Source organism: Sutcliffiella tianshenii, assembly GCF_016908565.1.
Lineage (GTDB): Bacteria > Bacillota > Bacilli > Bacillales > Bacillaceae_I > Sutcliffiella_A > Sutcliffiella_A tianshenii.
In genome coordinates, this window is the sequence record NZ_JAFBED010000001.1 from 420,373 (window position 1) to 446,450 (window position 26,078).

At 41.3% G+C, this 26,078-nt stretch carries 25 protein-coding genes; 5 read left to right on the top strand and 20 right to left on the bottom strand.

What is annotated here, in order from left to right; translation table 11 throughout:
• Positions 1-66 precede the first annotated feature (66 nt).
• Positions 67-756, bottom strand: a complete 690-nt coding sequence (locus JOC95_RS01785; RefSeq protein ID WP_204412828.1) for an EcsC family protein — start codon at positions 754-756, stop codon at positions 67-69.
• 362 nt (positions 757-1,118) lie between these two features.
• On the opposite strand from JOC95_RS01785, the gene JOC95_RS01790 reads away from it, so the two are divergent.
• A complete protein-coding gene (locus JOC95_RS01790; protein ID WP_239582659.1) occupies positions 1,119-1,562 on the top strand; it encodes an HIT family protein in 444 nt (147 codons plus the stop codon).
• Between the two features lie 37 nt (positions 1,563-1,599).
• Positions 1,600-2,067: an NUDIX hydrolase gene (locus tag JOC95_RS01795; RefSeq protein WP_204412830.1), complete on the top strand. Its 468-nt coding sequence runs from the start codon at positions 1,600-1,602 to the stop codon at positions 2,065-2,067.
• A gap of 169 nt (positions 2,068-2,236) precedes the next feature.
• On the opposite strand, the gene JOC95_RS01800 is transcribed toward JOC95_RS01795, so the two are convergent.
• Together JOC95_RS01800 and JOC95_RS01805 are read right to left on the bottom strand one after the other, a co-directional pair.
• Positions 2,237-3,649, bottom strand: coding sequence for a hypothetical protein (locus tag JOC95_RS01800; RefSeq protein ID WP_204412832.1), 1,413 nt, complete (start codon positions 3,647-3,649; stop codon positions 2,237-2,239).
• Positions 3,624-4,166, bottom strand: coding sequence for an RNA polymerase sigma factor (locus tag JOC95_RS01805; RefSeq protein WP_204412834.1), 543 nt, complete (start codon positions 4,164-4,166; stop codon positions 3,624-3,626). The genes JOC95_RS01800 and JOC95_RS01805 overlap by 26 nt, the downstream gene beginning before the upstream one ends.
• A gap of 255 nt (positions 4,167-4,421) precedes the next feature.
• On the opposite strand from JOC95_RS01805, the gene JOC95_RS01810 reads away from it, so the two are divergent.
• Positions 4,422-5,093, top strand: coding sequence for a hypothetical protein (locus JOC95_RS01810; RefSeq protein ID WP_204412836.1), 672 nt, complete (start codon positions 4,422-4,424; stop codon positions 5,091-5,093).
• 298 nt (positions 5,094-5,391) lie between these two features.
• Here the strand turns inward: JOC95_RS01810 and JOC95_RS01815 are convergent, their stop codons facing one another.
• The 3 genes from JOC95_RS01815 to JOC95_RS01825 form a co-directional block, all read right to left on the bottom strand.
• Positions 5,392-5,931, bottom strand: a complete 540-nt coding sequence (locus JOC95_RS01815) for a GNAT family N-acetyltransferase (protein ID WP_204412838.1) — start codon at positions 5,929-5,931, stop codon at positions 5,392-5,394.
• 128 nt (positions 5,932-6,059) lie between these two features.
• Positions 6,060-6,329, bottom strand: a complete 270-nt coding sequence (locus JOC95_RS01820; protein ID WP_204412840.1) for a hypothetical protein — start codon at positions 6,327-6,329, stop codon at positions 6,060-6,062.
• A gap of 94 nt (positions 6,330-6,423) precedes the next feature.
• Entirely contained in the window at positions 6,424-7,362 is a 939-nt protein-coding gene (locus JOC95_RS01825; RefSeq protein ID WP_204412842.1) for a sigma-70 family RNA polymerase sigma factor, read from the bottom strand.
• A gap of 297 nt (positions 7,363-7,659) precedes the next feature.
• Here JOC95_RS01825 and JOC95_RS01830 point away from each other — a divergent pair, with 297 nt between their 5' ends.
• Positions 7,660-8,514: an MBL fold metallo-hydrolase gene (locus JOC95_RS01830; protein WP_204412844.1), complete on the top strand. Its 855-nt coding sequence runs from the start codon at positions 7,660-7,662 to the stop codon at positions 8,512-8,514.
• A gap of 784 nt (positions 8,515-9,298) precedes the next feature.
• Here JOC95_RS01830 and JOC95_RS01835 read toward each other — a convergent pair.
• From JOC95_RS01835 to JOC95_RS01865, 7 genes are all read right to left on the bottom strand, one after another.
• Positions 9,299-10,072, bottom strand: a complete 774-nt coding sequence (locus JOC95_RS01835) for a TerC family protein (protein ID WP_204412846.1) — start codon at positions 10,070-10,072, stop codon at positions 9,299-9,301.
• Between the two features lie 334 nt (positions 10,073-10,406).
• Positions 10,407-11,183 carry an ABC transporter ATP-binding protein gene (locus JOC95_RS01840; RefSeq protein WP_204412848.1) on the bottom strand — a complete coding sequence of 259 codons (777 nt, stop codon included), beginning with the start codon at positions 11,181-11,183 and terminating at the stop codon, positions 10,407-10,409.
• Positions 11,170-12,195 carry an ABC transporter ATP-binding protein gene (locus tag JOC95_RS01845; RefSeq protein ID WP_204412849.1) on the bottom strand — a complete coding sequence of 342 codons (1,026 nt, stop codon included), beginning with the start codon at positions 12,193-12,195 and terminating at the stop codon, positions 11,170-11,172. The genes JOC95_RS01840 and JOC95_RS01845 overlap by 14 nt, the downstream gene beginning before the upstream one ends.
• Positions 12,196-12,209: 14 nt before the next feature.
• Positions 12,210-13,058 (bottom strand): nickel transporter permease, encoded by an 849-nt coding sequence (gene nikC / locus JOC95_RS01850; protein WP_204412850.1) that lies wholly within the window; start codon positions 13,056-13,058, stop codon positions 12,210-12,212.
• Positions 13,055-13,993, bottom strand: coding sequence for a nickel ABC transporter permease (nikB, locus tag JOC95_RS01855; RefSeq protein WP_204413423.1), 939 nt, complete (start codon positions 13,991-13,993; stop codon positions 13,055-13,057). The genes nikC and nikB overlap by 4 nt, the downstream gene beginning before the upstream one ends.
• A 4-nt stretch (positions 13,994-13,997) precedes the next feature.
• Positions 13,998-15,548 carry a nickel ABC transporter substrate-binding protein gene (gene nikA / locus JOC95_RS01860; protein WP_204412851.1) on the bottom strand — a complete coding sequence of 517 codons (1,551 nt, stop codon included), beginning with the start codon at positions 15,546-15,548 and terminating at the stop codon, positions 13,998-14,000.
• 186 nt (positions 15,549-15,734) lie between these two features.
• Positions 15,735-16,595 (bottom strand): DMT family transporter, encoded by an 861-nt coding sequence (locus tag JOC95_RS01865; protein ID WP_239582660.1) that lies wholly within the window; start codon positions 16,593-16,595, stop codon positions 15,735-15,737.
• Between the two features lie 326 nt (positions 16,596-16,921).
• Here JOC95_RS01865 and JOC95_RS01870 point away from each other — a divergent pair, with 326 nt between their 5' ends.
• Entirely contained in the window at positions 16,922-17,446 is a 525-nt protein-coding gene (locus tag JOC95_RS01870; protein ID WP_204412852.1) for a hypothetical protein, read from the top strand.
• A 387-nt stretch (positions 17,447-17,833) separates the two neighbouring features.
• Here JOC95_RS01870 and rfbB read toward each other — a convergent pair whose 3' ends face one another.
• From rfbB to JOC95_RS01905, 7 genes are all read right to left on the bottom strand, one after another.
• On the bottom strand, positions 17,834-18,856 hold the full coding sequence (gene rfbB / locus JOC95_RS01875) for a dTDP-glucose 4,6-dehydratase (protein ID WP_204412853.1): 1,023 nt from the start codon (positions 18,854-18,856) through the stop codon (positions 17,834-17,836).
• Positions 18,857-18,881: 25 nt separating this feature from the next.
• The gene (gene rfbA / locus JOC95_RS01880; RefSeq protein ID WP_204412854.1) at positions 18,882-19,781 is read right to left on the bottom strand and encodes a glucose-1-phosphate thymidylyltransferase RfbA; all 900 of its coding nucleotides are present in this window, start codon (positions 19,779-19,781) and stop codon (positions 18,882-18,884) included.
• A gap of 16 nt (positions 19,782-19,797) precedes the next feature.
• Positions 19,798-20,892, bottom strand: a complete 1,095-nt coding sequence (locus tag JOC95_RS01885) for a DegT/DnrJ/EryC1/StrS family aminotransferase (protein WP_204412855.1) — start codon at positions 20,890-20,892, stop codon at positions 19,798-19,800.
• Positions 20,889-21,461, bottom strand: a complete 573-nt coding sequence (locus JOC95_RS01890; RefSeq protein WP_204412857.1) for an acyltransferase — start codon at positions 21,459-21,461, stop codon at positions 20,889-20,891. Before JOC95_RS01890 ends, JOC95_RS01885 begins: the two co-directional genes overlap by 4 nt.
• Before the next feature lie 38 nt (positions 21,462-21,499).
• Positions 21,500-22,963, bottom strand: coding sequence for a lipopolysaccharide biosynthesis protein (locus JOC95_RS01895; protein WP_204412859.1), 1,464 nt, complete (start codon positions 22,961-22,963; stop codon positions 21,500-21,502).
• Between the two features lie 40 nt (positions 22,964-23,003).
• A complete protein-coding gene (locus JOC95_RS01900; protein WP_204412861.1) occupies positions 23,004-24,056 on the bottom strand; it encodes a TDP-N-acetylfucosamine:lipid II N-acetylfucosaminyltransferase family protein in 1,053 nt (350 codons plus the stop codon).
• Between the two features lie 169 nt (positions 24,057-24,225).
• Complete coding sequence (locus JOC95_RS01905; RefSeq protein ID WP_204412867.1) at positions 24,226-26,067, bottom strand: cell wall-binding repeat-containing protein; 1,842 nt, start codon at positions 26,065-26,067, stop codon at positions 24,226-24,228.
• Positions 26,068-26,078 lie beyond the last annotated feature (11 nt).

Below are 26,078 nucleotides of genomic sequence, written 5' to 3' on the forward strand. Positions count from 1 at the left end.
TGGTTGTCCACCACTTATTGTCTGCTTTTATATATTGGTGTAGATTATTCACCGCCCTCCCCCGAATTAACCATTCATTTCGATGATGACGGCATCCTTATCCGGTCTCTTTATATTTGATTCTTCGATGAATAATTTTCTAGCAACATTTCCAATTGTATTGGTAGATACTGCATCGACCGTACCACCGATTAATCCCCCTGCAATGGGTACCATTTTTCCTAGATTGATGACTCCTTTTTCCCCAAACTTAGTTAACAAGCGAAAACCAACCGCTTGATTAATTTTCTTAATAACTTCTCCTGGAATCTTCTTTATGCCACTGATTGCTAACTTCTTCCCTATTTGTATACCGGAATTCTTCAGGATATCCTTCGCTCCATTACCGGCTAGACAAGCATACACAAACGTCTTGACTTCATCGGACTTCAGATCGTGACCACCCATATGTGCAATTGCTGCCACCATTCGTATTTGTACTAATATTACACTTGTAATGTTTGCCGGTATTGCAACAGGCATAACGATTAGTCCTCCTAGTCCAGATAAAAATCCACTTGTAGCACTCTTAGTGTTTTGCCATCTGATTAAGCTGTTAGCGTTTTCAATCAGTGTTCCGTTCTTGCTTAAATAATTTTCAGCTAACTCGATAGCATTATCCATACCAGGTATACCACCGTTTACTGCTTTATCATAAGACCAGTCTAGGGCTTTCATAATCGCATCGTGGCTTAATGACTTCTTCTTTTCTCCCATTTCTTTTCCTCACTTTTATGTATTTATTCTATGTTATTAATATACCTTATTAGTTAGATAAAAGGGGGAAACTTTCCATAAAATTGAAGCGGATAAGAAGAAAGATCTGTTTTAATATCCCTCTGATTAATAATACACAACTAACCTAGTAAAATAGCGAACCCATGCAATACCTTAAATAAATGAGGCTACCTGGTTTTTGTGGTTGAAAGTAAACGGATATACTCATCCCATAATGCCAACGGACCTGTCCCAACTCCTCCCAAAATGTGCTATCATAAAATTTGTTATCAGAAAAATTAGAAGATTAGAGGTATAACCTGATGTCAGTAGATAATTGTTTAATATGTAAGAGAATGAAAATGATCGAGGAAGAAACAAACCCTTATTTTGTCGCAGAGTTAAATACAGGGTATGTGGTGATTGGGGATCATCAATTGTTTAAGGGATATACGTTATTTCTTTGTAAGCACCATAAAACAGAGCTGCATTTTTTGGAGGAAGATTTTAAGGCTGAGTTCTTGGTTGAAATGAGTAAGGTTGCGGAGGCAGTTTATAATGCCTTTAGTCCAGATAAATTGAATTATGAGTTGTTAGGGAACGGGGATGCTCATTTGCATTGGCATATCTTCCCGCGCAAGGATGACGATGCAGTGCATGGGCCTGTTTGGTGGGTAGATCGGGATGTTATGTCTTCTGATGAAGTAAGGCCTTCTGAAGAGGAGTTAGAATCAATGAAAGCTAAGTTATACAATGAGTTGGAGAAGCTTACTCCAATTTTGAGGAAAGGGAATATCCCTGTTTAAGACAATAAGAGGTTAACATAATGAGGGGACTGTCAAAATGGATTACATAAAGCACTTAAGATCGATGGTTGGAAACGAGAAGGTTATTATGGTTGCTGCGGGTGCAATTGTTTTTGATAAGGAAAATCGAGTGTTGATGCAACAGCGTTCTGATAGTGGTCAGTGGGGATTTCCAGGCGGGTTCATGGATTTAGGGGAAAGCGTCCAGGATACTGCCAGAAGGGAAGTTTACGAAGAAACGGGACTTACATTAGATGAACTTGAGTTGTTTGGGATCTATTCAGGTCCTCAACATGATAAGACATTTTCTAATGGCGACCAAGTATCAATTGTTCTCGTAACATTTATTTGCAGACAGTATACCGGGGAGTTAGTCAGAAGTAACGAGGAATCCATGCAGAATAGGTTTTATTCTCTTGAAGAGCTGCCAGAGAATATATTCACTGCACATAAGATGCTTATCGTTGATTTATTATCTAGCAGGCAACTACCGATTGTTGGTTAATAATTCTTCGGTTATGGTGCTACAACAGCTTTTATAGAAATATGCAAGTGCAGATGCATTATGTTAGAGGAGAAATAACTAAAACAGCAGGCTTCGCGTGGAATACATACCGCGTGGAGCCTGCTGTTTTAGTTTTTTTGCAAGCCATGAGAACCGTCCCCAATGCTTCTTAATACACATACCCCCGATAAACAAACTGCGGTTCGGTGTAGTTTTCAATAATCCGGTCACTGGCCAGATGTTTAGCCCATAGTCCTTGGCCCTTTTTGAAGTAGTAGGTGTCTTTTCCGATGGTGACTGGGTAGAGGCGGATCTTCCCGCCTTGGATGTCGACGTCTGTTTCTGTGATGTTTGGGTCATAGGAGAAAAATGGCTCTTTTATCGGTTTTAATTCTTCGAGCATGTAGGCAGCCAGTTCCTCCTGCCAATTTTGTTGTTGGAGTATCTGCTCTACAGCCGCTGACACTTCTTCACCGCCTCCGGTCACTTTTCGGATGATGGTCACTTTATCTCTTGCACCGTTTATTTCATATAGCTGGTACATAGGCGCCGCGTCTGCCAAGATGCCGACTCCCACCACGTAGTTGCTTGATGAGAGTGGATAGAAATCCATTTCCTCTGATAGATAGTTGACGGGTCCGATGTCATAGGAACCGAATACGTTGTAGAAATCAACGGGGGCAGCCGATTCATCGACCGCTTTTTCCTCCTGTAGGTAAACCCCCACTTCTATCGCTTTTCCCATCATATTTCCCGTAGTAAAGCTGATTTCATTAAAATAGAGGACATCCCCTTCCCAAGTAGTGGGAGTATAATAAACTTCCTCATCAGCTGGAAGTAAGGCAACAGTTTTACCTGTAGCAAGGTTGTAGACGGACAGTTGTACGCCTGATATTTCTGTCGCTACAATTGGCGTGACGTCCTGGTCCATCAGGCCATATGAGATATATTTCGAATCAGGCGACCACACCGCATCGCCGACGAAAGAAAGTTCACCGATAGTCTCCAGTCTTACCGCGTCGATTATGGTTCCACTGCTGACGATGGAAGTTCCCGACCTGATGATCAACTTGCTACTGTCAGGGGACCAGATGAAATAGGTGCCAGTGTTGCCTTGCTGGTTCGGTATTTCACTTGGTTTGTTTTCACCGACATGCCAAGATAACAGAGGGCCTGCTTGGTTTTCCTTTCCTTTCATTGGTTTTACAAAGACGACTTGTTCTTCGTTTGGCGACCATTCCGCGATTTCTACTTCTTGTTCAATTAGAAAGCTCTCGATATTTTCCTTGGATGGATCCTGTAGGAGATACTCTTTTTCATCCTCCACTGGGGCAGTCTCTATCGGTTTTTCCGCATTTGGATAGAATAAAGCCGGATAATTGTTATAGGTAAATAAAAGTAATCCTACGACTGCAGCCGCGCTGAGGGTGTAGGCGAACAATGGTTGTTTGATAGATCGCTTCCGCTTGATCCCTCGCATCACTGCCTGCAGTGATTCATGATGCTCCTGGTCAGTCAGGTCAATTGCATTGAATTTATGGAGGTTCCTATCTAGATTAGTTCGATTGCTTGAACGTTCCATACTCCGATTCCTCCTTCCCCATTCGCTTCCGTAGCTCCTCTATTCCCCGGTGTAACACGGTTTTGACCTTACTTTCCTTCCATCCGAGTATGCTTGCCGTTTCTCTTGTGGAGAATTCTTTTACCTTTCTTAATATAATGACTTCCCTGTATTCTTTCTTTAACTCTGTCAGGTTTTCGTAAAGCTGGCCCATCTCTTCCCCAAGTTCGATTATCTCTTGTGGCGTCGGCCGGTTTGATTTGATTGGCGCAAAATTCTCCAACACATACGTAAGCGGCCGCTTTTTCCGCTGATAATCGATGGTTTCGTTCCTGGCGATCCTGTGTAACCAAGTCCGCGGCGAAGCGTCCCCCCGATAACTGTCGATTGACTTGAATGCTTTGATAAATGTCTCCTGCATCAAGTCCCTTGCCTGCTGCCGGTCTCCTATCGCGACGAAGATGTACCGGAATATTTCGCTGCTATACCGCTCATACCAATCCCTTATCTGCTCTTCTGCTCGGTTGCCATCCCCCAATTGGACTCCCCCTCTTTCTTGACTACAGTATAGACGTAAAAGGATAAATTTGGTTTCAAAATTTTATATAAATACGTGAGAAATAAATAACCTTCATTTTGACCATATCTAATACCAACTTTGTCGTATTTCAATGAATTTTGTTGGTTTTTTTATTTGTCTTTTTTTGTAATTTTTAACAAATAACATCCAACAACTGTTAATATTTGTTATGTGTCAATATACCTACAAAAAATATCGGAGTGAAGTCCATATATGAAAAGCAAATATTACCGTAACGTTAAAACACAAGATGACTACAACGCATTTTATGATCTTTTGATCCCATCATTTCAAGAGATGGGGTATATCCTGGAATGTCCTGTTGGAAATGTATCTAGAATTTTGTCCATGAATGATGAGGGGGAGTATACTGGAACTGGAGAATTCATCCCTTACACATTAGACGAGCGAACTCCTATCAATCAATATTTTCCCTTTCATAAAAACCCTTTCATTCAAGCGAATGTAAAACACATTGTAGAACTTGATGGAATATGCATACATAAAGATTTCCGAGGAACAGGCACTCTGGACTATCTATTTTATGGCACCTTAGAAATTGGAAGAAAGAGCAATATTCAGTATATTGTTTGTGTCTTAAATCCATCTTTGTACATCGCACTAAAAAGTGCATACAGAGTCCCTATTGAAAGACTTGGAAAACGAATTCAACGTGGGAAATATTCGTTATATCCCTGCTTACTTAATTGCGGCTACATATATCGGAATGTAAGGGAATTCCCTTGGCTATACAACATATATGAAAAAGACAACAACCTGGCAAGGGATCTCATCTATTCTCCAAGCACACCAGAAGCAGAAGCATCTGGGACGGTGTCCACCGCTTCCTTTAGTTTTCCGTTCCCCGAAGTCAGCCGCCAGTAATGGCAGCAACTGATACGGGATGAGGAAGACTGAATGGGATTTAGTAGGATGACAGATGCTTTCTTTTCCGCAACTAGGCGGGCCGATCATGAGCACATTAACCAAACTAGCCTGTTCAATCTAATAGATGAACAGGCTGGTTTTTATTGCGATAACGGTGTATCTTTTTAACTCAGTTCAAAGTATAGAAGCATCTGAAATTGGACCACCTCTGTTTTTTTGCTCGTGTAGCCACTAGCTCTCTCCTGCCGATGTGTGCGAGCGCTGACTAAAGGCCAATGGACCTGTCCCCATGGCTTTAATAAAGGTAGCCTAATAAATCTAATTCTCCGTTTTGCCACTTTACATTTCCCAATTCCTTGATCATAAGCTCATTGATAACTTCAATTCCTATACCTATAATCCTCTGGTTTTCATTATTTATTTTAAGCCATGTACATTTGTTCTCTACGGATCTGTAACCATTTTTCAAATACAAGTTCTTATTATCTGCAAATAAAAGCAAGAAATCTATGAGTTTATTTTCACTGAATTTCTCTATTTCTGAAAGTAATAAAGAGCCTAATCCATTTGAGCGGTACTCCTTTGTGACACATAAATCAATTACTCCAAGAACTCTTACAGGCTTGCCATTCAGATTCATGATTCTATAATCCAGGCCCACTTGAGCAACAAGTTTATGTTCATCATTAAATGCGAGGTATCTAAAATGAGGCAATTGCTTAAAATAAATTCTTTCCTTTGGATAATCGTCTTCAAAACACTCTAACAGCAGCTCTTGGATATCTTTTCTTAATGCATCATCAATTTCATAATCGTATACTCTCTTTATCTTCAATTTTCTTCTCCTATCCTACATTTTTTGATTCAGTATACTTTCAGAAGCAGCGCACGGTTCTCCGCTTCCTTTCAGCAAACAGAGCTTTCGTTATAAACAAATTGAAGGTAGGTGTGTTCATGCCACCCTTACCCTTTCTTAAAATGAACAACTTTCCCAAAGAAAAAAATGAAAAATGCGCTGATCAATGCGACCCCGAAGAACGTTGACAGCATGAACAACGGAGATGCCACTGCGCCGAAAGCCACTTCACTTTGAAGCATTTCGACCTCTGTCCATCCGTTCGCGATGCTGGGATTGTAATTTCTTGTTTTTAGATAACCGACCATCCATGTTCCCAAAAAATAGATGAGGTGGATGATAAAGGAGATTCCTAACGCTTGCATAATAATCTTCAATTCAACTAACATTCCTTTCTTTTAGGTTCGTGCTGCCGCTGCTTTAAAAATAACCCGATCAGGACTATGCCGTAGGGACAAAGGACCTGTCCCCTTACTTCCACGACACCGGCGGTTTTACCAACTGTGCCCTTATCCCAAGCTCCTCGGCGGCTGCCAGGATAAATTCTTTTCTGAAGAAATAGCTTTTGTGGCTTACTATTTTTCCATTTTCGATCTCTTGCATTTGTATGTCGTGCAATTCGTTGCCTTGTTCACCTTTGGTTATGACGATAATGACAGGTTTGCCCCACAGGATCACTTCTTGTGCAGTATGTCCAGGCAGACCGAATTTCAAGGAGCCTTTCAGCATTTCTTTTTTGGAGAATTCCTGGAATCCGAAGAAGGCTTCGTTCTGGGCTTGATCACTGAATAGCTTCAGCATACCGTCCAAGTCTCCACTGTTGAAAGCTTCTAGGTATGCCTGAACGGTTTGGTTCTGGCTTTGTGTATTCACTTTCGTTTCAGCTTTTGAAAAATCCAGGGAATTTATTTTTCTCCTCGCTCTTTGCACGGCTGAATAGACACCTCCTGGAGTGCTTTGGACGATACCGGCTATTTCTTCTGCGCTGAATTGGAAAATGTCCAATAGCAGAAATGCTGCTGTTTGTTTAGGTGTCAAATTCGATTCCAGCGATGTCAGGATCTCTTCCAGTATCAACTGATCGGAGAAATCATGCTGAGGTTCAGTTGCTTCATCCAATGTTCCTATTTCACGTTTCTGCTTTCTGCACTGATCAAGCCAGGTGTTTGTTGCCATCCTAAATAAATAGTACTTCTTGTCGGTAATATCACTCCATCGTTGTGGGAGTAATCCGAATGACTTTATCATCGTTTCCTGATAAAGGTCTTCCCCATCCCAGGGAGAGCCTGTGACGTATTTACAATAATTCCACAAATCTGCCGAATAAGCGGACACGATCGCTTCAAATTCATTTTTCAGTTTCCGCGTTTCATCCACAAAATCCTTGTTTATGTTAGTTGTTTGATTCATCTTATTCCCTCCTAAGTGCTTACAATATAAAGACGTTTACGTGTAAGGAAATTATACGGCCTAGTTAAAAAAATCCCACTCTATTGGTAAACTATGTTAAAGTTTCTATTATACTAATTATCTGACTTTTATACCGACTGTTCGTACTTATTACATAAAAGATGGTTTTTTATATAAAAAATAAAGGAGGTAAGGTCCAATGGTAAGAGCTTAGCAGGAGAAAATCTATCATTCATGAAAGCATGGAGATTTTCTCATCCCTCACCTGATGAAAAATAATATAAGAGGAGAAATGACATGCTTAATAAAATAAATTCATCTATCTATTATTTGTCTAACAATGATGAAAAAGAAAGACCTACTTTAGGATTAGTCTGTGGGGAGAATTATAGTCTCGTAGTAGATGCCGGCAATTCCGTTCAACATGCACAGGAGTTTTTGAAAGAGATCGAGGCTTTGAACGTCCCTCCGGTCAAATATTTGGTGGTTACCCATGGACACTGGGACCATTTTTTAGGTATGAATGAATTCGGGGCCACCATTATAATGAATAGCCTTACAAATCAAGTGATAAATGATTGGCAAGGCTATTCATTTGATGACGACTCTCTTCAACAGTATGTGGATGGTGGAATGATGACTTCCAAGTGTATGGAAGTGATCAAAGAGGAAATGCCGGGGAGGGATTCTTTCAGGTTAAAGTCTCCCGATATCATTTTTGAAAAATCTCTCACCATAGATTTGGGGAACAAGATCTGTGTGCTTGAAGCAATAAGGTCTACCCATAGTGATGATTCAACTATTGTTTATGTTCCTGACGATAAAGTCCTTTTCTTGGGTGACAGCGGTTATGGGACAACTACCGATTCTTTGTTTCACTACAAGCAGTCTCTTTTATTGCATATGATCGAGGACATCGAGAAGTATGATGCCACGTATTTTCTACTTGGACATGAGTCAATCTGTGATCTGGACGAGATGGATCTGTATTGGGAAGAGCTTATTTCTACTAGCAAAGTCACAGATTCCACATCACTGGAACAAGCAATAGAGCGTTTCAAGCTGGAGAAAAAGAGATCTCCAAACCAGAATGAACTCTTCTTTTTAAAAGCATTTGTAAATGATCGGATCATTCATTCCAAAGCAGAGTGACGGTTTTCTGCTTCCTTTTTCCCACTCTTCCTGTCGTGCGGGGAGCCATTGTGACCACATCCAGGGGCTCTTCAAAAGGCCCACCTAATGCATATTGCGTGTTACGGCAAAAGCACTGTTATTAAACTGAACTGCGAAGAAAATAACCGGAGTTTTTCCGTCTATCTCGGGAAATACCCATATTTTCCTTAAAATAAGCGGAGTTATTCCGCTTATATGTTTCAAATCCTTGAATTTCGGCTTATTTAGAGCAGTTAACCGGAATTTCTCCGCTTATCTTTGCTTCTTAAGGCCCCTTTTATATATTAGGCGGAATTTCTCCGCCTATTTTCATTCCCCTCTGCGAAAAATTCATCCATGAATAATACATAAGCAGAGTGACGGTTTTCTGCTTCCTTTTTTTCATTATTACAAGTGGGATTCCGCTTAGAAAATCCTTTCATTTCCGCATCCCTTTACATCTCTTTAATCTTCAGCAACCGGCAGGTACAAGGGACCTGTCCCTGGGTCCTTATAAGCACAAAAAAAGCACATCTCTTTAAAAGAAGTGTGCTGAAGTACTATAGTGATTCGGTATCATGTTCTCCATAGAACCTTTGTGGAGAAAAACCTGTCAAAGCAGAGAAACATGCATCAACCAGCACCTTTTTCTCACTTGCAAGGATATCATAATTCAGTAATAGCCATTGAATTCAGAGGCTGGATGCAGGCTTTGAGCGGGTTACATCCCGCTAATCACTCTCTACCTTGATTGAACGCAACGCTTAACTACCTCTGTTACCCTTTAAAGTTCATTTTCTCCCATTGTCTTATTCTTAGGAGCAAACCATCCTAATAGTGCAGTGCCCACTAATACCGCATAGAAAATCAGTGTCCATACTGTACTGTGCGGGAAGTGGGAATCTAGGACCCCTATATCCTCATGGGATAGGGTTATGATTGCCAGCTTGACACCAACCCAGGCCACGATTGCGTATGCTGTCGTTTCCAATGCTGGACGTTTATCGAGTAATTGGACAAACCACGTTGCTGCAAATTTGATTAGGACCAGTCCAGCAATCCCTCCAAGTACAACTACGATAAATTGACCTCCATCCATCCCTCCGAAATCATCCAGTGGAGAATCGGGAAGACCGAGTGCCAGTGCGACTGCTGCCAGGATGGAATCGATCGCAAAGGCGAGGTCCGCTATTGCGATCTTCCCCACTGTTGCTCCGAACCCTTTTCCTGCGGCTTTTTGTTCTTCGTCCTCACGGATATTTTCGTTTTCTTTCCCAAAGCGGGCCTGGATGACATGCTTTAACCCCAGATACAGGAGATAGGCGGCTCCTATTGCCTGTAACTGCCAGACATTGGCAATAAAAGATATTGCAAAAAGTGCGCCAAACCTGAAAATGAAAGCCATTATAATTCCATAATTTATCGCTTTTTTCTTCTGATCTTCCGGTAAATGCTTCGCAATGACGGCAAGCACCAAAGCATTGTCCGCAGATAACAACCCTTCCAATCCTATGAGGATCAGCAAGGCCCATGCATATTCTAACCAAATTGAATCCATCTAAAAGTCCCCAATCTTCTTTAATGACAAGTAAACATCTCAATAACTATAGATTTAACTTGTTGTCAAGAAGGTATGCCAAGATATTAATGGTAAGGGTTTTTATTCGGATTTTTGTGCAAACTTTTTATGACACCAGATACTTTTCTAACCCCTCAAAGACACTTTCGTAATAATCTTCAAGGTTTTCCTGGCTCCACGAACCTTGATATGCACTGAAGCATAGAAGCAGAGGGACGGTTCTCCGCTTCCTTTTCCCACTGATTCGGGTGGGATTCCGCTTGAAAACCCATTGGCTTTCCGCAGTCGAATACTTCGCTTTAATCTTCAATAATCACCCGGGACAAGGAACCTGTCCCCCTGCCTCAATCAGCGCCTTGGTATAGGGATGACGTTCTTCCGAGAAGATATCTTCTGTCTTAAATACGTCAACAAGCGAGCCGTCCTTCAATACGGCGATACGGTCGCACATGAATTGGACTGCGGCGATGTCATGGGAGATGAATAGATAGGACATGTTCAAATCATTTTTCAGTTCCTTCAACAGGTTCAATATCTGTGCCTGTACTGATACATCCAAGCTTGATGTAGGTTCATCGCATATGAGGAGCGATGGCTCCAAACTGATGCCCCTTGCAATCGCTATCCGCTGTTTCTGTCCGCCGCTGAGCTGGTGGGGGTATCTATCCATCAGCTCTTCGGACAAGCCGACTTGATGGAATAACACACGTGCCATCGATTTCTTGCTTATATTCCTGTCCTTTAAGAAGGAAGGGACCACTTCCGGATAGTTCTCCAAGGGCTCTACAACCGATTTCCAGACGGGGAGCTTCGGATTCAATGATCCAGTCGGATTTTGAAACACGATTTGAATATGGCGCCTGATCGACTTAAGCGCACTGCCTTTTTGTGCTTGTATGTTTACACCTCTGAAATGGATGTCCCCTTTATCTAAAGGCTCCAGCCCTAATATCAGTTTGCCGAGGGTACTCTTCCCGCTGCCGCTTTCCCCGATGATACCGAGGCTTTCCCCTGGATTTACATATAAGGATACATCAGTGAGGGCAGGCTTTGATCTGTATAGCTTTGTAACAGCATTAACTTCTAGCATAAGCTTTCATCCTTTCGGCAGAGACGGCGTGACAGGCAACAAGGTGTGAGCCGTTGATCTTGCTCATCGGCGGGATTTCGTGGCATTGCGCAGATGCCCATTTGCACCTGGGAGCAAATGGACAGCCAGATTTCTCCACCCATGCCGCCTCACCCTCCATGGCGGGAAGCCTATCCGGGATGTTCCTGCTTAGCTTGAGCCTGGATTGCAAAAGCATCTGGGTGTACGGGTGGACAGGATTTCGATGGACTTCCGCTGTGCTTCCTTGCTCGACTATCTGTCCACCGTACATGACAGCCATCTCTTCTGTTCGGTTGATGATATGGTTCAGGTCATGGGAGATCAAGAGGACAGAGCAGTTCAGTTCCTGCTGAAGCTCCACAAGCAAGTCCAGAATCCGCTCCCCCGTCAAGACATCGAGTGCTGTAGAAGGCTCGTCTGCGATGATCAGCTTCGGTCTGAACATGATTGCAGAGGCAATCGATGCCCGTTGCAGCATGCCGCCGCTAAGCTGATACGGATAGCTGTCATATACCCTCTGTGCAGGAAGGCTGACCTTATCAAGCCAATAGAGAGACTTCTCTTTTGCTTCTGACTTTTTCATTCTGCCATGGCTTTGGATGACTTCCACCAACTGTTCGCCGATCTTGATAAAAGGGGTGAAAAAGCCTTGATAGTTCTGGGAGAGATAAGCAATATCCCTTCCTCTCAGCGCCCTTGCTTTATTTTCTGGAAGTGCCGTGATTTCCAAGTCCATAAACGTGATCTTACCGCCGGTCACTTGAAGGGTTGGAGGCAGCAGGCCAAGGATGGCCGCTGCCGTCAGGCTTTTACCGCTACCGCTCTCCCCTATAAGTCCGAGCATTTTCCCGGGTTGGATCGCTAAATCCATGCTCTTGATCAGCTCTTTTTTGAGTGATGGTGCTGAAATGGTAAGGTTTTTCACTTCCAGGATAGGACCGCCAACCGGTTTTACCATTTCCATTCTCTGATCCTCGTATATACTCTCCATCTCTCCCTTCCTTTCTATCTTCTTTTTACATCAAGTTTGTCCCTCAAGCCTTCTCCGATCAAATTGAATGTCAGAACGACAAGGAAGATCGCCAGCCCAGGATAGATCATCAGTTCAGGAGCTGTCTGAAAATAGGGCCTTCCGTCATTCAACATGGCCCCCCACTCCGGGGCAGGCGGCTGTGCACCAAGGCCAAGATAGGATAAGGAGGAAATCGTCAGGATGACTTTCCCTATGTCCAGTGTCGCAAGGATCAGGATGGGGGAGACGATCTGGGGCACCATATGCCTCCTGATGATCTTGAAGGTTGAACTGCCCCCTACTTTTGCCGCCATCACGTATTCATTCGTCCTCTCTGATACGACGATGCTCCTGACGACCCTTGTGTAGGCGATCCATTTGACAAATACGATGGAGATCATCAGGTTTGTCAAGCTTGGGCCCAAGAAGCCTGCGATTGCGATCGCCAGGATAAATTCCGGCAACGCCAGCAGGCCATCCGCTATTCGCATGAAGATAGTATCAAGCCGGCCGCCGATATAACCGATCAAGAGCCCGATAGGAATGCCGATCAACGCTACTGTCACGACCACCATTGCCGTTATCCCGAGTGTTGCCTTAGCGCCGACGATGAGCCTTGAAAGGATGCACCTTCCCATATGATCGGTGCCAAGCGGATACTCTAAGCTTGGGGAGGCAAGCCTGATGGACATGTCCGCAAGGTACGGATCATTCGGGATGAAAAAGGGAAAGATTGCGGTCATGGCAATCAACAGTGCCAGGATCAGGCTGCCAAGGACAGTCATGATGTTCTGGTTTTTAAAGGATATAAGCTTTACTGGTGATAAGATTTTCACATTCATAAGCCTAGCCCGTTCCTATCGATCCTCGGATCAATCACATAGTAAGACAGATCCACTAACAGGTTCACGATGACCACGAATACACCTGTCAATAAAACATATCCCTGAATGACCGGATAATCACGGCTGAAGATCGCATCCACGGCAAGACTGCCTAGTCCCGGCCAGGAAAATAAGATTTCAATGACTACAGCTCCTCCCAGAAAGCTTCCCAGGCTCATGCCAAAGATCGTGATGACGGGAAGGATGGCCGCCCTAAAAGCATGAAACCAGAAGAGCCTCCACTCTTTCACCCCTCTGGCCCTGCCCCCGAATATGTAGTCTTCGGACATACTCTGCAATAGGCCTGCCCGCAAGAGCCTTGCGTATACCACGGCAAAAGTAAATCCGAGTGTAAAGGCGGGCAGAATGATCTGGGGATAAGAGCCGATTCCTGAAGAAGGAAGGACCTGCAGTTTATAGGCAAAGATATAGATTAGGATCAAGCCAAGCCAAAAGTTAGGGATCGATGCTCCGATCAGGGCGAGGATCCGGCTGATATGATCTGGCCACCGATTTACTTTCCGTGCGGACCATACACCAAGCGGGACAGTGATGGCGACCATGATGAGGAGTGCAAAAGCTGTCAGCTCCAGTGTGATCGGCAGGCGAGCCATAAGTTCATCCCACACAGGCTTTCCGCTCATATATGACTTTCCCAGGTCCAATTGCGCCAGGTTCAGCATCCATTTGCCATACTGGATGAAAAGAGGCTGATCAAAGCCGAGCTCACTGCGGAGCTTGGCTTGATCTTCTTCAGTTACGACCATTTCATCTGCATTTAATATCGTAAGGACAGGATCACCCGGTGCCAACTTCATTAACGTGAAGGTAAAAATCGATAGCACAAGCAATACGAAGAATAGCTGGATGATTCGTTTCTTGATGATGATCAGCACATCACTTCACATCCAGGGTATGTGTCAGGATATAATATTCCTCTGCTGTCGGTTTCCAATTGGTGATGCGTTTGTTCATGCCTATGATGATATTCGGATAAACAGCATAGCTGTGGGCCACTTCTTCATTGATGACTTTCGCAGCCTCTTTTGTCAGCTTGGTGCGCTCCTCCGACTCTGTTGTCCGGTTCAACTCCTCGATCAGCTGGTTGAGCTCAGGGATATTGATCTTCCCGACGTTCAGTGCCCCTGTTTCGGTAAAGGCTGTTTGGAAGAAATAGCTTCCGTCTCCCCTAGGGGAAGTATTGTTGCTGTAAGTTGCAAGGTCCCAATCCTTATTCTCGGACAGATGCGTATCTGCGTTCTCTACTGTCTTGATTTCGATGGTGATCCCCGCTTTCGCTGCATCGGACTGCAGCAGCTGCGCGATCAAGGGCAGTTCCGGGCGCGCCTTATAGGTGATAAGTTCAAGCGTCAACGGTTGCCCGTCTTTTTCCATCTTTCCTTCTGCATTCTCCTTGTAGCCCACTTCGGATAAGAGTTGCTTTGCTTTGTCTACATCAAGCTCTTTGACCTTATCTTCGAGTCCAAATGGCAGCGTGCTGTTGAAAGGTCCGTTCGCAGGCAGCCCGTGCCCAAGCATGATATCCTTGGCAACACTCTTTCGATCGAGGAGCAGGTCCAGTGCTTCTCTTACTTTTACATCCTCCACCTTTGCACTTTCACTGTTATAAAGGATGAAGTGTGCACGAAGCCCTGGGATGGAAACCACTTTTAGATCTTTATCCTTCTCGATCGGCTCCAGGCTCTCAGCCGGCAGATTGTATACCACGTCCGCCTCTTTTGACTGCAGGGCGAGCGCCCTTACGTTGGCATCTTCATTGAATTTGATCGTTGCGCCATCTACCTTTGGCTCTCCTGCCCAGTAGCTTTCATTTTTCTCGACAACTACTTCCTGATTCGCTTTGAATGTTTTTACTTTAAAAGGACCAGTCCCGACCGGATTGTTCCGGAATGCCTCCTCGCCAGCTTTCTTCGCCGCTTCCATGTTTACAATCGATGTATATGGATTCACAAGCTCTGAAGGAAGGGCCGGGTAAGGCTCTGTTGTGTGGATCGTCAGCATCTGGCCATCCGCTTCGATGGATTCGATCTTAAGTGAACCGCCGAGTGACACGTTTGCCTCCAAGCTTCTCTCAAGAGATTGCTTGACGCTCTCTGCATCAAGCTTCTTGCCATCCTGGAATTGGACATCATCTCTGATCGTAAACTCCCACTTCACATTATCCTCCGTGTTCCATTTTTCAGCGAGCCAGCCTTCGATATTGGACTCTTCATCAAGTTTGAGGAGCGTTTCTGTGATGCCGGCACGGATAGGGATGAATCCTGTATGCGGGTCCAGGTTTGCAGCCTTGAAGCTGAAGATCATCGTTACATTTTTCTCTTTCTCTTTCCCGTCTTGCTGTTGTGAGCTATTTTGAGTGGTGGAGCAGCCTGTCATGATTACGATGAGACACATCATGAGAATCAATAAGTGTTTGAAATTTTTCATATGGTATACCTTCCTCTATTTAAAATTATTATCTATTTGCATTTACGTGCTTTTTGCTTGAATTCGACTCATTTTAACGGGACTTCCCGTAAAATGATTGCACTGTAAAAAACGTTGCTGTGAAGTGCGGGACTGACACTCCTATGTATCTTTTAATCTCTACAAAAACGTTTTCATCGGTCCCCCTCAATTGGAAACAGGCTTAGGCACTGCCGGTACCCGCTGTCTGGAGAGGGCGATGGAAGCGCCGATGATCAGCACGCCACCCATTATGGAATAGATGCTCAGTGTTTCATCCCAGAAAAGAAATCCCCACATGACATTGAAAAAGATGCCGATATAGCGGACCACCTCCACCACGATGACATTCTCATGTGTAAAGGCACTCGTCAGCACAAGCTGCCCCACAAGGGAAACCACCCCGATACAGATCAGGTATATCCAGCCGCTGAAGGAAGGCATCACAAACTCATTCCACATCAATGGAATGGAGACAATCGTCCCTGCTGCCAAAAAGTAAAACACGATTTCATAGCCATGATGCCTGCTGCTCAGATATCTGATGGAAGTGGCTGCACATGCGGCAAGAAAAGCACTCAGGACCCCGACAAGCGCATATACCGTGTACGAATCATAGCTCATGGGATTGACCAGAAGCACGGCACCAAGGGTGAATATTGGAAAAAGTATGTACATCCGCTTGCTCATTCCCTCTTTCAGGAAGATCACAGAAAGGATCACCGCAAAAAATGGCGATAAATGAGCCAGGATACTCGCATCACCCAAAGGGATATGGGCAATGGTAAAAAAGTAGGCCAATAGATAGAGCGCACCGAGCATCCCCCGAAGCATAAGCATCGGGACCCCCTTTTTAGAGAATGTTATCCCCGTCCGTTTCATCAGGTAAAAGATGATGACCGCACCAATCACACTTCGGAAGAACACAATCTCTGAAACAGGAATGGTTTCACTTGCCGCCTTCACGAACACATTCATGATGCTAAAAGTGAATGCCGAGGCAATGGCAAGCATGATCCCCTTTTTCAATTTATCCTCCTCCCCTTTGTGGAAATAGATTTATAATACATAAAGAGTAATCATTACGATTTATAGCGTAAAAATTTTTAGCTGCTTTGGATATGTATATTAGTGTGTTAATCGTAATTATTCCTATTTACGAGTTAACTATACAGAATGACTGTGCATACCGTCAATAAGAAAATTGTTATCTTTTTTGGAATTCATCAGTCCTCTGGGAAGCACGGTGACGGTTCTCTGCAGCTATTTAAAATGTTCTTTTTGCTATCGTTCCAAAATTTAATAGTGTGATAAAATAAGATAATAATAAACGCTTTCCAAATGGGGGAATTGACATGAAAAAAAAAACAAAGATTATTACTGCAACAGTTGGTGCATTGGTACTGGGATTGGGCATTATGACCTCGGATGCTTTAGCGGAAGGTAAACAAAAGTTAGCTCACTTAGTTTTGGAACATGAACAAAAGATAGCAGCATTAGAAGAAGCTTTCCAGAGTCTGAGTCCTAGTTCGGGTAATGCAGAAATACCTCAGGAAACACTAGAGGCCTTATCTAGAGAAGTCGAAATTACTTTGTTTCAATTTGATGATTATTGGGATGAAGAAATCGGCGATATGGCAAAAATCAACATAAACGAATATAAAGTCATTGATTCTAATGGAGAAGCAATTGTGCAAGTATTCATCGAGGGAAACTACGGGTGGAAACAAGATGATAGCGGAACGTTTGAACCTGGGCGTGTTCTTGCTTATAACTTTATTAATCACTTCCATCCATTTGCTGAAATCTATGGTGTGGAAGTAAATTATGAGTTCTATCAAAATGGTGAACGTGTAGGTGCTGAACTTCTAAAGCCCTAGTATAGAATTAGAAGATCAAAGTGGTATTGCTGGCATGTTGTCAGGATAGCCACATTTATTCAAAACAGCAGGCTTCATGTGGAACACATACCACATGACGCCTGTTTGTTTTTTCTTTGGAAGCAGTGATTAGCACAACAAAAGAAAACCAACCTTTTCAATCGACTAAAATTCGGGGAGTCACTATGACATGTGATCAGAGTTATTCGCATCATAGAAAACTTTATATTATTAAGTCGAAGTAAACAATACCTAGCAAATTTAAAACATAAATAATAATGAATTTAATTCATAGTAAAAGCGACCACGTGTAAAGTGGTCGCTTTTCTGTTTGAGGAACTTGGTTCGGAAGCAGAGAACCGTCCCCATGCTTCCTACCTGCCTACTCTATTTATTGCTGTATTGCTTCTCAAAGTAGTTTTGATAATCGCCACTAATAATTTGCTCCCACCATTCTTTGTTATCTAGATACCATTGAATAGTTTGAGCAATTCCTGTTTCAAAATTGTAAGTAGGTTTCCATCCTAAATTTTCTAACTTAGTAGGGTCGATTGCATAACGCTTATCATGTCCTAAGCGATCCTTAACGAACTCTATTAACTCCTCAGATTTGCCTAATGTTTGAATAATTGTCTTAACAACTTCTAGATTTGTTCGTTCATTATGGCCACCAACATTATATACTTCTCCATTTACACCCTCATGCATAACTAAATCAATTGCGGCACAATGGTCAATAACGTGTAACCAATCACGAATGTTTTTCCCGTCACCATAAACAGGGACCTTTTGATCGTTTAAGACACGAGAAATCGTTAATGGTATTAATTTTTCTGGGAAGTGATATGGACCATAATTATTGGAGCAACGAGTGATGTTCACAGGTAGTCCATATGTTTCATGATATGCCCGAACCAACAAATCAGATGATGCCTTGCTGGCACTATAAGGGCTATTTGGTTGCAAAGGTGTATCCTCTGTAAAGAACGTAGTCGGATCAAAATCTAATTCCCCGTATACTTCATCTGTAGATACATGGACAAACTTCGTTACCCCAACTGCTCTTGACGCATCTAACAAAATTTGAGTTCCTAGTACATTTGTTTGAACAAAGATTCCTGGGTCCGTAATTGAACGATCTACATGGCTTTCTGCAGCAAAATGAATGACATAATCAAAGTTCTCTTTTTCAAAAAGAGAGATGATGACTTCACGATCAGCAATATCTGCTTTTACAAAATGATAATTTTCCATCTTTTCAATTGCACTATGTTTAGTCAAATCTCCTGCATATGTCAATTGATCTAAATTGAAAATGTCATAATCCGGGTATTTGTTAACCATATACTGCACAAAATTACCGCCGATGAAGCCGGCGCCACCAGTCACAAGTACCTTCTTTTTAGACATATTTGTCACCTCTTATTAAAAGTTATTATTTTCTTACAGTTGAAAATGAACCGTCTTGTGACTGATTGGAGATATCGACTAAATACTTACCGTATTCAGTCTTTAACAGGGGCTCGGCAAGGCTTAATAATTGTTCACGCGAAATATAGCCTCTTCTGTACGCAATTTCTTCAATACATGCTATATATAGGCCTTGTCTTTTTTGTAATGCTTCGACGAAATTCGACGCCTCAAGCAATGAATCGTGTGTCCCAGTATCCAACCAAGCTAGGCCACGACCTAAAATTTCTACTTTTAGCTGTCCTTTTTTTAAGTAATAATCAATAACTGACGTGATTTCTTTTTCGCCGCGGGCGGATGGCTGTACATTTTTAGCTACTTCCACCACTTCATTGTCAAAGAAATATAGTCCTGGAACCGCAAGGGAAGACTTGGGGTTTTCAGGTTTTTCCTCAATGGAAACAGCATTTCTCTCATTATCTACTTCAACAACACCATATGCTCGTGGATCTTTCACGTAGCACCCAAAGATGATCCCGCCATTTTTTAAAGATGCAGCTTTTTGTAATCTGTTCCCGAAATCGGAACCGTAAAAGATATTGTCACCTAGAACTAGAGCTACCGGTGATTCACCAATGAAGTCTCTACCAAGAATAAATGCCTCGGCTAGTCCATTCGGTTTCTCTTGAACGGTATATTCAAATCTCATCCCTAGTTTACTGCCGTCTCCCAATAGTTCCTTAAACCTTACAATATCTCTTGGTGTTGAAATGATTAAAATTTCTTTAATGCCTGCAAGCATTAAGACTGATAAAGGATAATAGATCATCGGTTTATCATATATCGGAAGCATTTGTTTAGATACAGCCTTAGTCAACGGATACAATCTTGTCCCAGAACCTCCAGCTAAAATGATACCTTTCATAGGAAATTCACCTTCCTTATCCCTTTATAATTTCACAAATTTTATCAACATTCTCCAAGGTCAAATCTGCATATAGCGGTAAAGTTAACACCCTATCTGCTATATATGCTGCAACAGGTGTTTCCTGAATTTCAAACTGACCTTGATAGCATTCAAAACTACTCGTAAGAGGATAAAAATACTTTCTCGCAAAAATATTCTGTTCCTTCAAAGCTTCTAATACTTCATCCCTGGAAAATTTATAACCATCAAAAACTACAGGAAAGTATGCATAGTTACTTTCCACATTCTCTTGTGGCTGCCAAAGTTTAAGGCCTTTAATTCCACTAAGCTGTTCTATGTACCTGTTTACGATTTTCTTTCTTTTATTTATCTCATTATCTACATGTAATAGATTACAAAGACCCATGGCCGCTTGAAATTCATTCATTTTTGCATTTCCTGCCACATACTCAACAGAGTCCTGCCCTGTAATACCAAAATTTTTCAAAGAGGTTAAAATATCTTTTAAGTGATGATCATTATAAGTCACAGCCCCACCTTCAATTGTATTGAAGACTTTCGTTGCATGGAAGCTGAACATAGAGGCATCCCCAAAGGTTGCAACCCCTTTTCCATCAACAGTAACCCCGAAAGCATGTGCTGCATCATAAATCACTTTTAAATTATGCTTTTTTGCTATTCTCTCCACTTCGTAGACATCACAGACATTCCCATAGACATGTACTGGGATGATAGCAGATGTTTTATCTGTTATTAAACTTTCAAGATTATCGGTTTGTATGGTATAGTCATCCGGATTGATGTCACAAAATACAGGAGTTAAACCATTTCTCACAATAGCATGTGTAGTCGATGCAAATGTAAAAGGTGTGGTAATCACTTCTCCGGTTAAATTCATAGCTGCTATAGCATTCTCCAATGCCAGATGACCATTTGAAAATAATGTTACATTGGGAACATTTAAATACTGTGCCAACTCTTTTTCTAATTTATTATGCTTTGCACCATTATTGGTCAGCCAATGACTACTCCATAAATCTTTAATTTCTTCACAAAATTCTTCATAAGCCGGCATTGATGATTGAGTAACCTGGATTATATCTTTCATCCCCTTAATTCAGACTCCTTTTTGAATTCTTTTTCCAAATAAAGCAACTCTTTGCTTCTTTCCTTTATTCTCCTATATGGTATTCCAGCGTTGATACTCCATGGTTCAGATGTTTTATTAATGAGGCTCATCGCTCCGAATGCACTTCCTTCGTTCAGCACAACACCTGGTAATACCACACACCCTGATCCGATTATTACATGCCGTCCAATGATTACTTTTTCATTGAGTACATTTTTGTATTTATCCGGTATCATGGGGTTTGTCATAGTTTCTCCTGAATAATCATCACTTAACGCATATATTGCTATTTTGGAAGAAAGGTTTGCAAAGTCTTGGATTTCAATGCCTTTATTTCCACCATATAATGCAGTAAAAGCCGCAATATGAATATAACTGCCAATAGTAATGTTCCCACTGAGGATACAAAAATCGTCTATTCTGACATTATCGCCAATACTAATATTTTGTGCACCGTAAATACTAGCTTTTCGGCTTATCAAAACATTTTCTCCACATTGTCCAAAGCCTATTTCTTTTAATTCATCCGAAGAATAAAAACTATTCAATCCTACCACTTCCTTTCATAGTTGATTAACAAATATAGTCATCCTGCTTTTCTTTTTTTGTTTTTCAACATTTCTTTTCCAGTTGTTATTAAATAGGTATAGCATTCAAGCCTTAATGCTTTTGCTAATCCAATATATATTACGATACCAACAATAATCTGTACGATTAAAGTTAAGGCCTCCGTCATCCCGATCCACTGTATGCTATATACTACCATACCCATTATGATCGATAATATTAAAGAGGGGATTATATCTTTCCACTGCTCTCGATATCTATAGTCAATTAGCTTCAAGTTAGGATAAGCATTAATAAAAGTAGATATTATACTAACAACAAATACTCCAAAAGCCATTGCATATGCTCCGAATGGGATACTGATTGCTATTACCACCAGCCCAAGTAATTTCTTGAAAATTTCAAGCTTTAAAAAAATATCACTGCGCCCCAAAGCATTAATGGCTTGTAAATTTGCGGTATGGATTGGCCATAATGCATAAGAAGCACAAAATATTTGCAGGAAAGGAACAGCAGGCAGCCATTTTTCTGTTAATACAATATTTACTAATGGCTCTGCAACGGCAGCCATTCCAACCATCACAGGAAAAACGATAAAGGAGCTCGTCACAATCGATCTACGGACAATATCCTTTACTCTCTTTATATTATCCTGATGGGATGACAATGTAGGAAACATGACGGATTGTATGGAGCCGTTAATATTGCTGACAATCAATTTTGGGAATTGCTCTCCTCTATTATAAAATCCTAAGGTTGCCGAGCTATACATCTTACCAATAAAAAGACTGGTTAAATTTATATATAGAGTATCTAGTAATGATGAAACCAATACCTTCCAACCAAAGGCAAATAAAGTCTTAATCCTTGCAAAGGAAAAAAGTAAGGTTGGTCTCCATTTTACCGTGAACCATAAAATGATCGTAACAAGCAGCTGATTCGATAAATGTTGTACTACTAAAGACCAAACACCGAAACCAGCATAAGCCATCATGATACCGGCTGTTGCAGAAATGATCATTGCCCCTAAGCTACTGATAAATAATTTTTTGAACTCCAAGTTTTTTGAGACAACTGCAATTTGAATAGAATTAAATGCCCCAAAAAACAAGGTTAATGATTGATATCTTAGCACCGTTTTCAATTGAGGTTCTTCAAAGAATGTTGCTATGATGGGTGCCATAAAAAAAAGACCTATGTATAATAGGCTTGCAACAAATAAACTTAAGAAAAAGACAGAAGAAAAATCAACCTCATCTGAGTTTTTCTTCTGGATAAGTGCTGTATTGAAACCGCTTTGAATAAACACTCCAGCGATCGTTATAAAAATTGTTACAAGCACAATCAAACCAAATTCTTCCGGTAATAAAAGTCTGGCCAATACAATCGTCACAATAAATTGTATCCCTTGCGTACCTCCGCGCTCTAATAATTTCCAAATTAAAGAAGAAATTACTTTAGCTTTTGTTAATTCCGAGTTCATTCACTCATCTTCTTTCTTTGCTATTCTCTGATAATCAGAACTACTTGTTGAATATAGTTCCCCAAATATCCACTAAATAATGTTCTTCAAAAACATCATTGATCTTCTTTTTGTTTTGAGTTTCCGTATTTTGAACAAATTGATTGAAATCCATGTTTTCTATGGATAATACATCATTCATTTCAATCTCGAACTTTTCTTTGAAATGTGACCACATGGAAGTATCGGATCTAATATATACTTTTTTATTTAAATACAAAAGGGCATAAATATTTCCTAATGCTTGCTGTCTGTCACTATTGAATAATGCAATATCTATATTATTCAAATAAGCACTGTATTCCTCTGGGGGTAGAAAATCCATTAGTGCGATGAATTTATTTCCAAATATTTTTTTACCTTCTTCAGCAACAACTTTTGCATGATTCTTGTTCCCATAAGATAATGGTACATATATAAGTATGTTTTGGTCCTTAAAATTCTTCAATTTATTCAAAGCATCAATATGGTTATTCGAAGGATCGGCTGAATTTCCAATCTGTATGACAACCGGACTATCTTTACTTTTCTCACTTAAAGCTAAAGAATCCAGGTAGTCCTTTGAAATTGGATTAATATACGCCCCGTGAAGATAAGTACCCTTTGTACCATACCACTCTTTGGCCAGTTCATAATCACCCTTCACCAAGGTCACGACATTACCCATTCTTTTTATCACAAATGCCCTTACAAACTCTTTGAATTTTTCTTTGGTGGTTGTTCGAGGATTCCTATAGGCATATAAATCAGCTCCCCATACCAGCCAGTAACATTTCTTAAGTAACCATGGTTGAAGAAATAAAAGTCTATTCACATCCATGTTAAACAAGTTATGAAGATAGATTTTATCAGATTTGTACATTTCTGATAGTAGTCTTTTTATACCACTGGCATTTCTGGAAATCTCCAAGACATTTTCACGGGGTGTAATCTTTGCGCCCACTCCAGAACCAACAATTATAAATAAATGCTCACTTGGATCAAAGTGTTTATTGATAAATTTAATATACGGCTCGGTGAATTTTTCATTTTGCCAAATGTGTAAATGTTTCATTGTTTACTCCTTAATCTCACTTGAAGATAGTAGTGTAAATAATATGCATTAAAATATTCCGTATTAATTATATATTATAGCTTTTGATAAAGACAGTATATACATAGCATATATCGTTTCAAAAGAAAAGAAGAAACCTTTTTTCCGAAGGTTTCTCCTTTTCCATTTCTTATAAATCAATCTGCACTATATTATTACGCTTGATAAAATAGTAATCCATATCAAAAATGTCGATCAGGATGGTGGACTCGTCCTGATAAAGGATATTGTAGTATTGATTTTCCCCGACTGCAAATTCGGTCACATTAGTGCGCTCGGATAAATCGGACACTGAAGATTTTGATACTTGCACTGTGATCGCATCATCAGAAATAGTTTCTTCAAAGAAATAAACCGCATCTCCTATCAAAGTATGATACGTGTCACCATACTCGGAAAGAATGGAAAGATCTGTGGCGTCTTTCTTAATAGTGGCACTCACTGTATAGTACTCTTGATTTTCTACATCAAATTGGTCCATCGTAAAATAAATTTTATCATCCATTACCTGCATGGAACAGTCGCAATAGAAAGTGGAAGGGTTTTCCGTGTCCATTTCAGTATAGATACCTCGAACCTCACCAGTATCCATATTATTGGCGTAGATTCCGCTATTCATATGATAGGTATAAACAACAGGTCCATCGATAGCAAAATCAATCAGGGCAGACAAACCGCTCAGGTCCAAGTAAGTGGATACTTCACTACCATCTAAGCTAAGTTTAAATATTGATTGATCCGCTTCCTCTTCGCTGAAGTGGAAATAAATCGAGCCATCAACTATTTTAAACTGGCTGACTTGTCGACCTTCTTCATCGGCAAAAATGGTCGTAACACCCGTTCCATTTTTGTTCATTCGTTCTATGGTCCCTTCTACGGAATTGATGAAATAAACATATTCACCTTCTGCTAATACATTATAGGTATAAGTGTATTTTCCTTCATAAACAACTGTTTCTTCTTTAGTAATAAGGTTGTACATACTTATTCCACCATGGTCATTGTTAAAGTAGTAGATATGTTTCCAGCCGTCAGCAGTCTGTTCCACTGCTTCTGCTTTTTTGTGTATGAGAGGTGCAATAACTGCTGTTCCTCCAACAATCATGAATTCTCGATACTGGTTCATAAGGAAGGCTGTCGGTTCTGGAATTTCAATTTGCTTGACCAATAATAATGGCGCATTCTCCCTTGCAGCCAAAACGGATCCAGCTAATGCATCTGGGAACTTCTGTCCACTTACAATCATTGCTTTCTGGTTGCCAAGTGGCAGGTTCAGTGCAATGGCTTTCGCCGTTTCAAAACGGGTCGGCCCTGAATAGCGGGTTGGGTTTGGCGCATCGCCTGCTGCCTTTTCACTTACCGCACCTACCCCTCCGACTATAATAGTGGATTCTTTATCTTTAAGCGCAGCTTTTGTACTGCTGTTTAAACTATCTGTTGCAGTCAACAGGATTGGAATCCCATTCTTTGCCGCATATGGAGAGACGGCTAAAGCGTCAGGAAAATTCTTACCGTTTGCCAAGATAGCCTGATCAGAAGGTAATTTCTTGGCAATATTAACTGCCGTTTCATAGCGTGTTTTCCCGCCGATTCTCTCAATCTCCAATTCCAAGCCCCTTAGCTCCGCCTCAACAGCTTGAGAAATAGAAGCATTTCCACCTAAGATTATGACTTTCTTTGCATTTAGACGGATGATTTCTCCTTTTGTAACAGCTGTCAGCATCTCCGTCTTCGTCAGTAAAATCGGTGCATTTTCTTTGTATGCCAGTGGTCCTCCTGCTAACGCATCCGGAAAATCTGTCCCTTTCGCTAACACTACCGTATCTGCTGTTTCCCAAGTTTCTTGAGAGATTCTTACTGCTGTTTCGTATCTGTCTGCTCCTCTGATCCCATCAACAGCGTAGCCAGTGCCAATGTTGAAGGTGAAAATTGCAGCAAACATTGTAATAATGGTAAAAACTAATTTTTTCATGAAACTTTGAC

Coding starts and splice junctions, on each gene's coding strand:
- JOC95_RS01785 (WP_204412828.1), bottom strand. CDS start 756: ATGGGAGAAAAGAAGAAGTCATTAAGCCACGATGCGATTATGAAAGCC.
- JOC95_RS01790 (WP_239582659.1), top strand. CDS start 1,119: ATGATCGAGGAAGAAACAAACCCTTATTTTGTCGCAGAGTTAAATACA.
- JOC95_RS01795 (WP_204412830.1), top strand. CDS start 1,600: ATGGATTACATAAAGCACTTAAGATCGATGGTTGGAAACGAGAAGGTT.
- JOC95_RS01800 (WP_204412832.1), bottom strand. CDS start 3,649: ATGGAACGTTCAAGCAATCGAACTAATCTAGATAGGAACCTCCATAAA.
- JOC95_RS01810 (WP_204412836.1), top strand. CDS start 4,422: ATGAAAAGCAAATATTACCGTAACGTTAAAACACAAGATGACTACAAC.
- JOC95_RS01825 (WP_204412842.1), bottom strand. CDS start 7,362: ATGAATCAAACAACTAACATAAACAAGGATTTTGTGGATGAAACGCGG.
- JOC95_RS01830 (WP_204412844.1), top strand. CDS start 7,660: ATGCTTAATAAAATAAATTCATCTATCTATTATTTGTCTAACAATGAT.
- JOC95_RS01835 (WP_204412846.1), bottom strand. CDS start 10,072: ATGGATTCAATTTGGTTAGAATATGCATGGGCCTTGCTGATCCTCATA.
- JOC95_RS01840 (WP_204412848.1), bottom strand. CDS start 11,183: ATGCTAGAAGTTAATGCTGTTACAAAGCTATACAGATCAAAGCCTGCC.
- JOC95_RS01845 (WP_204412849.1), bottom strand. CDS start 12,195: ATGGAGAGTATATACGAGGATCAGAGAATGGAAATGGTAAAACCGGTT.
- nikC (WP_204412850.1), bottom strand. CDS start 13,058: ATGAATGTGAAAATCTTATCACCAGTAAAGCTTATATCCTTTAAAAAC.
- nikA (WP_204412851.1), bottom strand. CDS start 15,548: ATGAAAAATTTCAAACACTTATTGATTCTCATGATGTGTCTCATCGTA.
- JOC95_RS01870 (WP_204412852.1), top strand. CDS start 16,922: ATGAAAAAAAAAACAAAGATTATTACTGCAACAGTTGGTGCATTGGTA.
- rfbB (WP_204412853.1), bottom strand. CDS start 18,856: ATGTCTAAAAAGAAGGTACTTGTGACTGGTGGCGCCGGCTTCATCGGC.
- rfbA (WP_204412854.1), bottom strand. CDS start 19,781: ATGAAAGGTATCATTTTAGCTGGAGGTTCTGGGACAAGATTGTATCCG.
- JOC95_RS01885 (WP_204412855.1), bottom strand. CDS start 20,892: ATGAAAGATATAATCCAGGTTACTCAATCATCAATGCCGGCTTATGAA.
- JOC95_RS01895 (WP_204412859.1), bottom strand. CDS start 22,963: ATGAACTCGGAATTAACAAAAGCTAAAGTAATTTCTTCTTTAATTTGG.
- JOC95_RS01900 (WP_204412861.1), bottom strand. CDS start 24,056: ATGAAACATTTACACATTTGGCAAAATGAAAAATTCACCGAGCCGTAT.
- JOC95_RS01905 (WP_204412867.1), bottom strand. CDS start 26,067: ATGAAAAAATTAGTTTTTACCATTATTACAATGTTTGCTGCAATTTTC.